Source organism: Streptomyces sp. NPDC030245 (genome assembly GCF_055572995.1).
Genome location: NZ_JBVICF010000006.1, coordinates 126382 through 139316, shown reverse-complemented (window position 1 = coordinate 139316; position 12935 = coordinate 126382). Strand labels below are relative to the sequence as shown.

Below are 12935 nucleotides of genomic sequence, written 5' to 3'. Positions count from 1 at the left end.
AGCCAGTCTAGGGACGGGCCGGTGGGGCCGGGTGGCCGGGGCGCGGTCGGCCGAGGCCCCAGTGATCATTTCCGCAGGTCAGCTTAGGTATGCCTAAGTGATGCAGCGCACCGCGCGGTGATCACGACGTGGGTTGTCAGGCTCTGAGGAATTACGCAACAATGGCGTTGTGAAAAACGTTGGCGAGGCTCCGCAGGAGGAACTCGCGACCGGTGAGCGGTCCACCCGCAACCGGGTCGCGCGCTCCATCCTGGACCACGGCCCGTCCACCGTCGCCGACCTCGCGAAGCGCCTCGGCCTCACCCAGGCGGCCGTCCGCAGGCACCTGGACGCCCTCGTCCACGAGAACGTCGTGGAACCCCGTGAACAGCGGGTCTACGGCGCGCGGACCCGCGGCAGGCCCGCCAAGGTCTTCGCCCTCACCGACTGCGGCCGCGACGCCTTCGACCAGTCGTACGACAAGCTGGCCGCGGACGCGCTCCGGTGGATCACCGAGCGCCACGGCGAGGACGCGGTCGTCGACTTCGCCCGGGCGCGGATCGCCGCCCAGGCCGAGACGTACAAGAAGGCGATGGACGCCGCCCCGCCCGAACAGCGCACCGAGGCTCTTGCCAAGGCATTGACCGCCGACGGGTACGCTGCTACGGCGCGCAGCGCACCGGTCGGCGAGCAGCTCTGCCAGCACCACTGCCCGGTCGCCCATGTCGCCGAACAGTTTCCGCAGCTGTGCGAGGCGGAGACGGAAATCTTCTCCACGCTGCTCGGCACGCATGTGCAGCGCCTCGCCACCATCGCCCACGGAGACGGCGTCTGCACGACGTTCATCCCGCACAGGGGCGGCGGCAGCGGCAGCGGTAGCAGCACCACACGGACCACCCCATCAGCATCAGCAAGCACGGCCGGGAGGAACCCCGCATGACGCTCCCCACGGAGACTGCCCACCCCGAACTCGAGGGCCTGGGCAACTACGAATACGGCTGGGCCGACTCCGACGTCGCCGGTGCCTCTGCCAAGCGCGGCATCAACGAGGACGTCGTCCGCGACATCTCCGCGAAGAAGAACGAGCCGGAGTGGATGACCAAGCTCCGCCTCAAGGGCCTGCGCCTCTTCGACAAGAAGCCCATGCCGAACTGGGGCTCGGACCTCTCCGGCATCGACTTCGACAACATCAAGTACTTCGTGCGCTCCACGGAGCGCCAGGCGGAGTCCTGGGAGGACCTGCCCGAGGACATCAAGAACACGTACGACAAGCTCGGCATCCCCGAGGCGGAGAAGCAGCGCCTCGTCGCCGGTGTCGCCGCGCAGTACGAGTCCGAGGTCGTCTATCACCAGATCCGCGAGGACCTGGAGGAGCAGGGCGTCATCTTCCTGGACACCGACACGGCGCTGAAGGAGCACCCGGAGCTCTTCAAGGAGTACTTCGGAACCGTCATCCCCGTCGGTGACAACAAGTTCGCGTCGCTGAACACCGCCGTCTGGTCCGGCGGCTCGTTCATCTACGTCCCCAAGGGCGTGCACGTCGAGATCCCGCTCCAGGCCTACTTCCGCATCAACACGGAGAACATGGGCCAGTTCGAGCGGACCCTGATCATCGTGGACGAGGACGCCTACGTCCACTACGTCGAGGGCTGCACCGCGCCGATCTACAAGTCGGACTCGCTGCACTCCGCCGTCGTCGAGATCATCGTGAAGAAGGGCGGCCGCTGCCGCTACACGACGATCCAGAACTGGTCGAACAACGTCTACAACCTGGTCACCAAGCGCGCCGTGGCGTACGAGGGCGCGACCATGGAGTGGATCGACGGCAACATCGGCTCCAAGGTCACGATGAAGTACCCCGCCGTCTACCTCATGGGCGAGCACGCCAAGGGCGAGACGCTGTCCATCGCCTTCGCGGGCGAGGGCCAGCACCAGGACGCCGGCTCCAAGATGGTCCACATGGCGCCGAACACCTCGTCGAACATCGTCTCCAAGTCGGTGGCGCGCGGCGGCGGTCGTACGTCGTACCGCGGCCTCGTCGAGATCGGTGAGGGCGCCGCCGGATCGAAGTCGAACGTGCTCTGCGACGCGCTGCTCGTCGACACGATCTCCCGCTCGGACACCTACCCCTACGTCGACGTCCGCGAGGACGACGTCTCCATGGGACACGAGGCCACCGTCTCCAAGGTCTCCGACGACCAGCTCTTCTACCTGATGAGCCGCGGCATGACGGAGTTCGAGGCCATGGCGATGATCGTGCGCGGCTTCGTCGAGCCGATCGCCAAGGAGCTCCCCATGGAGTACGCCCTGGAGCTGAACCGGCTGATCGAGCTGCAAATGGAGGGTTCGGTCGGCTAGGACCGGACACCGTCCCGCAGCGAGCAGATTTCTTACGCAGAGAGAGAGCACGACGACAGCCATGGCTGAGGCTCAGAACATTCCCGTGGGGTCGACGACCGCCGGGTCCATCGCGGTGGCCGCCGAGTCCACCGTCGCCACCCGCATGAGCGCGCCCCCGTCCTACGACGTGGCGGACTTCCCGGTCCCCCACGGCCGCGAGGAGGAGTGGCGGTTCACGCCGCTGGAGCGGCTGCGCGGTCTGCACGACGGTACCGCGGTGGCAAGCGGCGGCATCCGCGTCGAGGTGAGCGCCCCCGAGGGCGTCACCCAGGAGACCGTCGGCCGGGACGACGCGCGCGTCGGCAGGGCGGGCAAGCCCGTCGACCGCGTCGCCGCCCAGGCGTACTCGTCCTTCGAGAAGGCCTCGGTCGTGACCGTCCCCAAGGAGACGGTCCTCACGGAGCCCATCCGCATCGCCGTGCACGGCGAGGGCGGTACGGCCTTCGCGCACCAGGTCATCGAGCTGGGCGCGTTCGCCGAGGCCCTCGTCGTCATCGACCACACCGGTGACGCCGTCCTCGCCGCCAACGTCGACTTCGTCGTCGGCGACGGCGCCAAGCTCACCGTCGTCTCCGTCCAGGACTGGGACGACAAGGCGGTGCACGTCGCCCAGCACAACGCGCTGGTCGGCCGCGACGCCTCCTTCAAGTCCGTCGTCGTCACCTTCGGCGGCGACCTGGTCCGCCTGCACCCCCGCGTCACCTACGCGGGCCCCGGCGGCGAGGCCGAGCTCTTCGGCCTGTACGTCACCGACGCGGGCCAGCACCAGGAGCACCGCCTCCTGGTCGACCACAACACCCCGCACTGCACGTCGAACGTCGTCTACAAGGGCGCGCTCCAGGGCGACGACGCGCACGCCGTGTGGATCGGCGACGTCCTCATCGAGGCCGCCGCCGAGGGCACCGACACGTACGAGATGAACCGCAACCTCGTGCTGACCGACGGCGCCCGGGTCGACTCCGTGCCGAACCTGGAGATCGAGACCGGCGAGATCGTCGGCGCGGGCCACGCCTCGGCGACCGGCCGCTTCGACGACGAGCAGCTCTTCTACCTCCAGTCGCGCGGCATCCCGGAGGAGGAGGCCCGCCGCCTCGTCGTCCGCGGCTTCTTCGCCGAGCTCGTCCAGCAGATCGGTCTGCCGGACGTCGAGGAGCGCCTCATCGCCAAGATCGAAGAGGAGCTGGAGGCGACGGTCGCATGACGTTCGTACGCGCCTGCGGACTGAGCGAGCTGGAGAAGGACACCCCGAAGCGGGTGGAGCTCGACGGCACGCCGGTCTCGGTCGTCCACACCGAGGGCGAGGTGTTCGCGATCCACGACATCTGCTCGCACGCGAACGTCTCCCTCTCCGAGGGAGAGGTGGAGGACTGCCAGATCGAGTGCTGGCTGCACGGCTCCAGCTTCGACCTCCGCACCGGCAAGCCGTCCGGCCTTCCCGCGACGCGCCCCGTCCCCGTATACCCCGTAAAGATCGAAGGGGACGACGTGCTCGTCTCCCTCTCCCAGGAGTCCTGAGGCACCCATGGCAACGCTTGAAATCAAGGACCTGCACGTCACCGTCGAGGCCGACAACTCCACCAAGGAGATCCTCAAGGGCGTCGATCTGACCGTGAAGCAGGGCGAGACCCACGCCATCATGGGCCCGAACGGCTCCGGCAAGTCGACGCTCGCCTACTCGGTGGCGGGTCACCCCAAGTACACGATCACCCAGGGCAGCGTGACCCTCGACGGCGAGGACGTCCTCGAGATGTCCGTCGACGAGCGCGCCCGCGCCGGCATGTTCCTCGCCATGCAGTACCCGGTCGAGGTCCCCGGCGTCTCGGTCTCCAACTTCCTGCGCACGTCGGCGACGGCGATCCGCGGCGAGGCCCCCAAGCTGCGCACCTGGGTGAAGGAGGTCAAGTCCGCGATGGAGCAGCTCCAGATGGACCCGGCCTTCGCCGAGCGCAACGTGAACGAGGGCTTCTCCGGCGGTGAGAAGAAGCGCCACGAGATCCTCCAGATGGAGCTCCTCAAGCCGAAGATCGCGATCCTCGACGAGACGGACTCCGGTCTGGACGTCGACGCGCTGCGCCAGGTCTCGGACGGCGTGAACCGCGTCCGCGAGACCGGCGAGGTCGGCACGCTCCTCATCACGCACTACACGCGCATCCTGCGCTACATCAAGCCCGACTTCGTGCACGTCTTCGCGAACGGCCGGATCGCCGAGTCCGGCGGCGCCGAGCTCGCCGACAAGCTGGAGACCGAGGGCTACGCGGCATACACGAAGGGCGGCGCATCCGAGTGACAGTGGCCCACCAGGGGCTTCCCGGCCTCCTCGACACCGAGGCGATCCGCAAGGACTTCCCGATCCTGGATCGCACGATCCACGACGGCAAGAAGCTCGTGTACCTGGACAACGCGGCGACGTCGCAGACGCCGCGCCAGGTCCTCGACGTACTGAACGAGTACTACGAGCAGCACAACGCCAACGTGCACCGCGGCGTGCACGTCCTCGCCGAGGAGGCCACGGCGCTCTACGAAGGCGCTCGTGACAAGGTCGCGGAGTTCATCAACGCGCCCAGCCGTGACGAGGTCATCTTCACCAAGAACGCCTCCGAGTCGCTCAACCTCGTGGCCAACATGCTCGGCTGGGCCGACGAGCCCTACCGCGTGGACCACGAGACCGAGATCGTCATCACGGAGATGGAGCACCACTCCAACATCGTGCCGTGGCAGCTGCTCTCGCAGCGCACCGGCGCGAAGCTGAAGTGGTTCGGTCTCACGGACGACGGCCGGCTCGACCTCTCGAACATTGACGAGATCATCACGGAGAAGACGAAGATCGTCTCCTTCGTGCTCGTGTCGAACATCCTGGGCACGCACAACCCGGTCGAGGCCATCGTGCGCCGCGCCCAGGAGGTCGGCGCGCTCGTCCTCATCGACGCCTCGCAGGCCGCCCCGCACATGCCGCTGGACGTGCAGGCGCTCCAGGCCGACTTCGTGGCCTTCACCGGTCACAAGATGTGCGGCCCGACGGGCATCGGCGTGCTCTGGGGACGTCAGGAGCTCCTGGAGGACCTGCCGCCGTTCCTCGGCGGCGGCGAGATGATCGAGACCGTGTCGATGAACTCGTCGACGTACGCTCCCGCGCCGCACAAGTTCGAGGCGGGCACGCCCCCGGTCTCCCAGGCCGTCGGCCTGGGCGCGGCCGTGGACTACCTCTCGGCCATCGGCATGGACAAGATCGCCGCGCACGAGCAGGCGATCACGGAGTACGCGGTCAAGCGCCTCCTGGAAGTCCCGGACCTGCGCATCATCGGTCCGACGACGGCCGAGGAGCGCGGCGCCGCGATCTCCTTCACGCTCGGTGACATCCACCCGCACGACGTGGGCCAGGTCCTCGACGAGCAGGGCATCGCGGTCCGTGTGGGCCACCACTGCGCGCGCCCCGTCTGCCTTCGCTACGGAATTCCTGCGACCACGCGAGCGTCGTTCTATCTGTACTCCACGCCCGGCGAGATCGACGCCCTCGTCGACGGCCTGGAGCACGTACGGAACTTCTTCGGCTGAGGGGCTGACCGGGACGTGAAGCTGGATTCGATGTACCAGGAAGTCATCCTGGACCACTACAAGCACCCGCACGGGCGTGGTCTGCGCGATGGCGACGCCGAGGTGCACCACGTCAACCCGACGTGCGGCGACGAGATCACGCTGCGCGTGAAGTACGACGGGTCGACGATCGCCGACGTGTCGTACGAGGGGCAGGGCTGCTCCATCAGCCAGGCCAGCGCGTCCGTCCTGAACGACCTGCTGGTCGGCAAGGAACTCGCCGAGGCGCAGAAGATCCAGGAGGTCTTCCTGGAGCTGATGCAGTCCAAGGGCAGGCTGGAGCCGGACGACGCGATGGAGGAGGTCCTGGAGGACGCGGTCGCGTTCGCCGGTGTCTCCAAGTACCCCGCGCGCGTCAAGTGTGCTCTGCTGAGCTGGATGGCGTGGAAGGACGCGACGGCCCAGGCACTGGGCGAGAACGACGGGGCCGCTGAAAGGAAGACGGCATGAGCGAGAACGAGACACTCACGACGAAGCCCGCTTCGGAGGAAGAGGTCCGCGAGGCGCTGTACGACGTCGTCGACCCCGAGCTGGGCATCGACGTCGTCAACCTCGGCCTGATCTACGGCGTGCACATCGACGACGCGAACATCGCGACGATCGACATGACGCTGACGTCGGCGGCCTGCCCGCTGACGGACGTCATCGAGGACCAGGCGAAGTCCGCCACGGAGGGCATCGTCAACGAGCTCCGGATCAACTGGGTCTGGATGCCGCCGTGGGGCCCGGACAAGATCACGGACGACGGGCGCGAGCAGCTGCGGGCGCTCGGGTTCAACGTCTGAGGCAGCCGACCGGACGGTCGACGCAAGGCCCCTCGCGCCGATGGCGCGGGGGGCCTCGCGCATGTCCCGGCTCAGTTGCGTACGCCCGTACGCATCGATATGTACACTCGTACGTATGGGATACGCACTGCTGGCCGCGGCCATCGCGGCGGAAGTGGCCGGGACGACGGCCATGAAGTACAGCGAGGGCTTCAGCCGGCTGGTGCCCTCGCTCATCACGGTCGCGGGGTATCTGCTCGCCTTCACGCTGCTCGCGCAGACCCTCAAGACGCTGTCCGTGGGTACGGCCTATGCCATCTGGGCCGGCATCGGCACCGCCGCCGTCGCCGCGATCGGCATGATCTTCCTGGGGGAGTCGGCCAACCTGGTCAAGATCGCGGGCATCGGCCTGGTGATCGCGGGCGTCGTCGTGCTCAACCTCGGCGGAGCGCACTGATGCCCCGGCGTTACGACCCCGAGCGCCGTCAGCGGATCATCGACGCCGCGATCCGTGTGGTGGGGGAGAAGGGCATCGGCGGGCTCAGCCACCGCTCGGTCGCCGCCGAGGCCGATGTGCCGCTGGGCTCGACGACGTACCACTTCAAGACGCTCGACGAGCTGCTGGTCGCCGCGCTGCGGCAGAGCAACGAGGGGTTCGCGAAGGTGATGGCCGCCGGTGGCGCCTTCGAGGACCCGGACGCGGACGTCGCGGCGGAGCTGGCCCGGCTGCTCGGCGACTGGTTCGCGGGGGAGCGGGCCGGGGTCGAGCTGGAGTACGAGCTGTATCTCGCCGCGCTGCGCAGGCCCGCGCTGCGTCCCGTGGCCGCCGAGTGGTGCCAGGGGCTCGCCGAGGTGCTGGAGCGGCGCACCGACCCGGTCACCGCGCGCGCCCTCGTCGCCCTGCTGGACGGGATCAGTTTGCAGGTGCTGCTCACGGGGGGCGAGTACGACGAGGCGTACGCGCGTCGGATGCTCAGCCGGCTGCTGTCGCCAGACGCCTGACGGTCGCCAGCGCCGCCGCCACGCTCGCCGTGACGTCCGTGACCGGGTACTGCACGTCCCGCACCACCCGGTCGCGGTCCACCACCAGTGTCAGCCGCTTCATTCGGCTCACGCCCGCCGCGCGGAACGTCGGCAGGCGCAGGGCCGCCGTGAGGGCCAGTTCGCCGTCCGACAGGAGCGGGAAGCGCAGGTTCTCCTTCTCGGCGAACGCCCGCTGTTCGTCGGGGCGCTGGGTCGATACGCCGTGCACCGTCGCCCCCGCCGCGGTGAACTCCGCGAGCCGGTCGCGGTAGGAGCAGGACTCCAGGGTGCAGCCGGGCGCGCCGGGGATACCGGCCCAGCCGGGCGGATAGGCGTCCTTGCGGGCGTACGCGCCGGGGAAGCAGTACAGGACCGTGCAGGGGGTGTCGGCGGAGACCGGGTCGCGCGGCTCCCCGTCGTGGCCGACGAGCCGGAGCTCCGGCACCCGGGTGCCGAGCAGCTCGTGGACCCGCCGGGCCTCCAGCGACGCCTCCATCGCGGTCGCCATGGTCTCTCCCTCTCCCATCACCCAGGTGTCGCCCCAGTCCTGGAGCGCGACCAGGACGGGCAGCAGCGCGCGGCCACGCGGCGTCAGCCGGTACTCATGGCGCACCGGGCGGTCCTGGTAGGGGACGCGCGTGAGCACGTCCGCCTCCACCAGGAGCCGCAGGCGCTCGGTCAGCACCTTGCGGGACACGCCCAGTTCGCGCTGGAGCTCGTCGAAACGGTGCACCCCGCGCGCGGCGTCCCGCACGATCAGCAGGGTCCACCAGTCGCCGACGACGTCCAGCGCCTGCGCGATGGCGCAGTGATCGTCGTCGAGCCGGGTTCGTTGCGCCATGGTCCTCATGCTGACATAGTCCGTTCCCAAAAGGAACTGACCGCTGGGGGCGCTGTGTCGGTGTCGGGGAATGCGTGGGGGAACGTGCCGGGGAAGGGCAGGTCGCGTGGTCTGCGGGACGTACCGAGGACCGTGTGGCTGCTCGCCGCCGGCCAGTTCTTCAACATGGTCGTCGCCTTCACCTTCATCTACTTCTTCGTCTACCTGACGGACGAGCGTGACCTCTCCGTCGTCCGGGCGGGACTGATCAGCGGCATCGGCGGCGCCGGCATGGTCGCGGGCAACTTCACCGGCGGCTGGTTCGGAGACAGGTACGGCCACCGGCGTGTCCTGCTCGCCGGCTCCCTGCTCAGCGGCGTGGGCGTGCTCGCGCTGCCCGCCCTGCCGGACGCGCTGCTGTACGTCGTACCGACGCTGAGCCAGTACGCCGGAGGCTGCGCACGCGCGGCCAACGGGGCCCTCGTCGCCGTCACCGTGCCCGAGGGCGCACGCCGCCAGGGCTTCGCCGTGACACGGTTCGCGGCCAACGCGGGTTTCACCGTCGGGCCGCCGCTGGGCGCGCTGCTCATCGCCCACGTCTCGTACACCTGGCTCTTCGTCGTCGACGGGCTCGGCACCCTCGTCTTCGCCGCCTACGCCTGGCGGGTCCTGCCCGCGCACGGCGCGGTGCGCGCCAGGACGGCGGAACCCGGCCCCGGAGTCCTCGCCGCGCTGCGGCAGCGCCCCACCGTCCTCGTCCTCCTCGGCGCGATCCTCCTCACCGACCTCGTCTACCGCCAGCAGTACTCGACGCTCCCCCTCGACCTCGACCGGCACGGCCTGGACACCGGCGTCTACGGCTGGCTCCTCGCGATCAACGGCGGCGTCATCCTGCTCCTGGAACTCCCCGTCACCCTCGCCCTGCGCCACCGCGCCCCGCTGCGGATCATCGGGGCCGGACTGCTGCTCGTCGGCGCGGGGTACGCCGTGCTCGCCCTCGGCACCGGCACCGCCACCGCCGTGGTCATGATGCTGCTGCTCACCGCGGGCGAGATCCTCTACAAGACACCGGCCACCGCGTACGTCGCCGACCACGCGCCCCCGCACGTGCAGGGCCGCTTCCAGAGCCTGTACGCGGGCGTCTCGGTCAGCGGAGTCGTGCTGTCGGCGCCGCTCGGCGGGGCGCTGTACACCGCCGAGCCGGGGCTGCTGTGGCCGGTCTGTGCGGTGCTCGCGGGGGCCGCGGGGTGCCTGGTCGTCGCGGCGGGCCGGGGCCGGGGCCGCGGGCGGTCCGCCGCGGTCACCGCGGGCGGTCCGGCCGTGAGCCCGGACCCTGAGACCGGTTCGCCCGCGCGAGGCACCTCCGGTTAGGTTTCACCCATGACCGACACGAACTCTTCCCGCACCACCGGCGCCGTCGCCGCAGGCCTCGCCACCGTCGCCGCCGACGGCACCGTTCTCGACACCTGGTTCCCCGCCCCCGAGCTCACCGCCGAGCCCGGACCCGCCGGCAGCGAGCGGCTCACCGCCGAGCGCGCCGTGGAACTGCTCGGGGAGGGCGCCGCGAAGGCCATCGGGCCCGACGCCCGCCGTGGCGTGGAGATCATCGCCGTGCGTACGGTCATCGCGTCCCTCGACGACAAGCCGCTGGACGCCCACGACGTCTACCTGCGCCTGCACCTGCTCTCGCACCGCCTGGTCAAGCCGCACGGCGTGAACCTCGACGGCCAGTTCGCCTTCCTCGCCAACGTCGCCTGGACCTCGCTCGGCCCGGTCGCCGTCGACGACGTCGAGAAGGTGCGGCTCAACGCCCGCGCCGAGGGTCTGCACCTCGCGGTGACCTCCGTCGACAAGTTCCCGCGCATGACGGACTACGTCACGCCGAAGGGCGTCCGCATCGCCGACGCCGACCGGGTCCGCCTCGGCGCGCACCTCGCCGAGGGCACCACGGTCATGCACGAGGGCTTCGTGAACTTCAACGCGGGCACGCTCGGCACCTCGATGGTCGAGGGGCGGATCTCCGCGGGCGTCGTCGTCGGCGACGGCTCCGACATCGGTGGCGGCGCCTCCACGATGGGCACGCTCTCCGGCGGCGGCAACGTCCGGATCGTCATCGGCGAGCGGTGCCTGATCGGCGCCGAGGCCGGGGTCGGCATCGCGCTGGGCGACGAGTGCGTCGTCGAGGCCGGCCTCTACGTCACCGCGGGCACCCGCGTCACCCTGCCCGACGGACAGATCGTCAAGGCCCGCGAGCTCTCCGGCGCCTCGAACATCCTCTTCCGCCGCAACTCGGTCACCGGCACCGTCGAGGCCCGCCCGAACAACGCGGTGTGGGGCGGCCTGAACGACGTGCTGCACAGCCACAACTGACGTACCCCTCCCCGCCCCGGCGGGACGGAAGCGGTCACCCCTGCCGAGGGGTGGCCGCTTTTTTACGGCAACCGCCTTTTTTCATGGCAGCCGCTTTTTTCACGGCGCAGGCATAGCGGGCGGTGCCCGGACCCGTCCTCATCCATGCGGAGGGCAACAGGCCCACCAGGGAGCGAAGGTGACGATGGATGCGCAGGAGCAGGCGAGTTTCCGGGAGTTCGTGGAGACCAGATCGCCGGCGCTGCTGAAGACCGCCGTACTGCTCAGCGGGGGCGACCGGCACGCGGGCGAGGACCTGTTGCAGAACGCCCTCGTCAAGGCGGCGGGGCGGTGGCAGCGGATCGACGAGCCGGAGGCGTACGTCCGGCGGATCCTGTACCGGCAGCAGGTCAGCCGCTGGCGGCTGAAGTGGCCGCGGCGCGAACAGGCCGTCGCCGAGCCGCCGGAGCGCGCGGCGTCCGGGGACGGCACGTCCGCCGCGGAGCTGCGGATCGTGATGCGCGGGGCGCTCGCCAAGCTCACCGCGCGCCAGCGCACCGTGCTCGTGCTGCGCTACTTCGAGGATCTGCCGGAGGCGGAGGTGGCCGCCATCCTGGGCTGCTCCGTCGGCACGGTGCGCAGCACGACGCACCGCTCCCTGGCCCGGCTGCGCGGTCTCGCGCCCGAGCTGGCGCGGCTCGAAGGACCGGACGACCGGCCCACGAGCGCGTCCCCCGACTTCTCGCCGATGGAGGTACGACCGTGAAGGTGGCAGATCTGGTCCGTGAGTCGCTGCGCGAGCAGGCGGACCGAGGGGCGCCCGTGCCGGGGGACTTCGCCGACCGGGTGCTGGCCGTGCGCAGGCGGCGCAGGAACCGGACGATGGTGGGCGCCTCCCTGGCGGTGGTGACGGCCACCGTCGTGGCGGTGGCCGTACCGGGCCTCGGCCCGGACTCCCGGAACGACGGTCCGCGCCCGGCCAGCGAGCTGCGCAGCGGCGACGTCCTCGCGCACCCCGGTCAGACACCGCCCCGCGACCTGATCGCCGCGGGCGACACCGCGCTCGCCGCGTACAGCACGAGCAAGCGCGTCAAGCAGTCCGACGACGAAGCCGTCATCACCCGCACCTACCGGCTCCTCGACCAGAGGACCGGCACCTACCGCGAGGACCCCCGCTGGTCGTGGCTCGCCGTCGCGCCCGGGATGCGGACGGCCGCCGTCCTGGAGCGAGGACTCCCCACCCGGCGGATCGGGCTGCTAAACCTGCTCACGGGCAAGGTGGAGCGCTGGATCCCGGTGGACCGCGGGGTCGGCGGCGTCGAGTTCTCGCCCGACGGCAGGAAGCTCGTCGCGACGACCTACGCGGAGGACCCGGACCTGCTCGACATGGACAATCCGATGAGCGACGGCAAGCACACGGAGCCGGGCCCCGCCGACCCGAGCAGGACCGGCTTCTACGTCCTGGACGTGGTGTCGGGGGACGGCAGTTGGAGCGAGGTGAAGACCAAGGTCGGCGGGTTCGGCATGGCGGACATCAACACCCGTCAGGACTTCGCCTTCAGCCACGACGGTTCGCTGGTCTACACGGGCCTCACCTCCGCGCCGCACCAGCAGTACTACGACTTCGAGGGCCGCAAAGCGAGCACGCCCGCGAGGGAGAAGCATCTGCGCTGGTTCGTCGGGGCCGGGCTCTCCCCGAGCGGAAAGCTCGCCGCCGGTGACTTCGCGGGCGGCTCCAGGACCACCGCCACCGAGGTCCTCGACCCCCTCACCGGCAAGCGGGTCGCCAAGATCCCCGGCCAGCAGCTCGTCGCCTGGGCCGACGACAAGCGGCTCATCGCCTGGGACATCGCGCCCGGCACGAGCGAATACCGCAACCGGCTCGTCCTCGTCACCATCGGGAGCGAGAAGACCGTCCCGCTCAGTGGCTACCGCTCGTCGAAGGCCGACGCCGTCGGACGCTGGACGCCGGTCTTCGCCCGGCGCTGAACACCCGGCGCTGTTCACGC

General features: G+C 70.0%; 15 protein-coding genes. 14 read left to right on the top strand and 1 reads right to left on the bottom strand.

The annotated features are described in order from the left end of the window. Positions 1-169 precede the first annotated feature (169 nt). The 10 genes from ACZ4Z4_RS18120 (at position 170) to ACZ4Z4_RS18075 (ending at position 7736) form a co-directional block, all read left to right on the top strand. Positions 170-919 carry a helix-turn-helix transcriptional regulator gene (locus tag ACZ4Z4_RS18120; protein WP_468327953.1) on the top strand — a complete coding sequence of 250 codons (750 nt, stop codon included), beginning with the start codon at positions 170-172 and terminating at the stop codon, positions 917-919. Then, positions 916-2337 carry a Fe-S cluster assembly protein SufB gene (sufB, locus tag ACZ4Z4_RS18115; protein WP_468327951.1) on the top strand — a complete coding sequence of 474 codons (1422 nt, stop codon included), beginning with the start codon at positions 916-918 and terminating at the stop codon, positions 2335-2337. The genes ACZ4Z4_RS18120 and sufB overlap by 4 nt, the downstream gene beginning before the upstream one ends. A 61-nt stretch (positions 2338-2398) precedes the next feature. Continuing rightward, on the top strand, positions 2399-3580 hold the full coding sequence (gene sufD, locus ACZ4Z4_RS18110) for a Fe-S cluster assembly protein SufD (protein ID WP_468327949.1): 1182 nt from the start codon (positions 2399-2401) through the stop codon (positions 3578-3580). Further along, a complete protein-coding gene (locus ACZ4Z4_RS18105; protein ID WP_362995455.1) occupies positions 3577-3894 on the top strand; it encodes a bifunctional 3-phenylpropionate/cinnamic acid dioxygenase ferredoxin subunit in 318 nt (105 codons plus the stop codon). The genes sufD and ACZ4Z4_RS18105 overlap by 4 nt, the downstream gene beginning before the upstream one ends. 7 nt (positions 3895-3901) lie before the next feature. After that, entirely contained in the window at positions 3902-4666 is a 765-nt protein-coding gene (gene sufC, locus ACZ4Z4_RS18100) for a Fe-S cluster assembly ATPase SufC (RefSeq protein ID WP_468327947.1), read from the top strand. Next, the gene (locus ACZ4Z4_RS18095) at positions 4663-5931 is read left to right on the top strand and encodes a cysteine desulfurase (protein WP_468327945.1); all 1269 of its coding nucleotides are present in this window, start codon (positions 4663-4665) and stop codon (positions 5929-5931) included. The genes sufC and ACZ4Z4_RS18095 overlap by 4 nt, the downstream gene beginning before the upstream one ends. A 15-nt stretch (positions 5932-5946) precedes the next feature. Then, on the top strand, positions 5947-6420 hold the full coding sequence (sufU, locus tag ACZ4Z4_RS18090) for a Fe-S cluster assembly sulfur transfer protein SufU (protein ID WP_468327943.1): 474 nt from the start codon (positions 5947-5949) through the stop codon (positions 6418-6420). Further along, the gene (locus ACZ4Z4_RS18085) at positions 6417-6755 is read left to right on the top strand and encodes a metal-sulfur cluster assembly factor (RefSeq protein ID WP_030358830.1); all 339 of its coding nucleotides are present in this window, start codon (positions 6417-6419) and stop codon (positions 6753-6755) included. The genes sufU and ACZ4Z4_RS18085 overlap by 4 nt, the downstream gene beginning before the upstream one ends. A 115-nt stretch (positions 6756-6870) precedes the next feature. Beyond that, positions 6871-7191, top strand: a complete 321-nt coding sequence (locus ACZ4Z4_RS18080; protein ID WP_398307553.1) for a DMT family transporter — start codon at positions 6871-6873, stop codon at positions 7189-7191. Beyond that, on the top strand, positions 7191-7736 hold the full coding sequence (locus ACZ4Z4_RS18075) for a TetR/AcrR family transcriptional regulator (RefSeq protein ID WP_468327941.1): 546 nt from the start codon (positions 7191-7193) through the stop codon (positions 7734-7736). The genes ACZ4Z4_RS18080 and ACZ4Z4_RS18075 overlap by 1 nt, the downstream gene beginning before the upstream one ends. Here ACZ4Z4_RS18075 and ACZ4Z4_RS18070 read toward each other — a convergent pair. Then, positions 7708-8598 carry a winged helix-turn-helix transcriptional regulator gene (locus tag ACZ4Z4_RS18070; protein ID WP_468327939.1) on the bottom strand — a complete coding sequence of 297 codons (891 nt, stop codon included), beginning with the start codon at positions 8596-8598 and terminating at the stop codon, positions 7708-7710. The genes ACZ4Z4_RS18075 and ACZ4Z4_RS18070 overlap by 29 nt on opposite strands. Positions 8599-8763: 165 nt before the next feature. Between ACZ4Z4_RS18070 and ACZ4Z4_RS18065 the strand changes: the two genes are divergently transcribed. The 4 genes from ACZ4Z4_RS18065 (at position 8764) to ACZ4Z4_RS18050 (ending at position 12915) form a co-directional block, all read left to right on the top strand. Next, complete coding sequence (locus tag ACZ4Z4_RS18065) at positions 8764-9948, top strand: MFS transporter (protein ID WP_468328457.1); 1185 nt, start codon at positions 8764-8766, stop codon at positions 9946-9948. A 9-nt stretch (positions 9949-9957) separates the two neighbouring features. After that, positions 9958-10947, top strand: coding sequence for a 2,3,4,5-tetrahydropyridine-2,6-dicarboxylate N-succinyltransferase (gene dapD / locus ACZ4Z4_RS18060; RefSeq protein WP_468327937.1), 990 nt, complete (start codon positions 9958-9960; stop codon positions 10945-10947). A 184-nt stretch (positions 10948-11131) separates the two neighbouring features. Beyond that, complete coding sequence (locus ACZ4Z4_RS18055; protein ID WP_468328455.1) at positions 11132-11692, top strand: SigE family RNA polymerase sigma factor; 561 nt, start codon at positions 11132-11134, stop codon at positions 11690-11692. Beyond that, on the top strand, positions 11689-12915 hold the full coding sequence (locus ACZ4Z4_RS18050; protein ID WP_468327935.1) for a WD40 repeat domain-containing protein: 1227 nt from the start codon (positions 11689-11691) through the stop codon (positions 12913-12915). Before ACZ4Z4_RS18055 ends, ACZ4Z4_RS18050 begins: the two co-directional genes overlap by 4 nt. Positions 12916-12935: the final 20 nt, after the last annotated feature.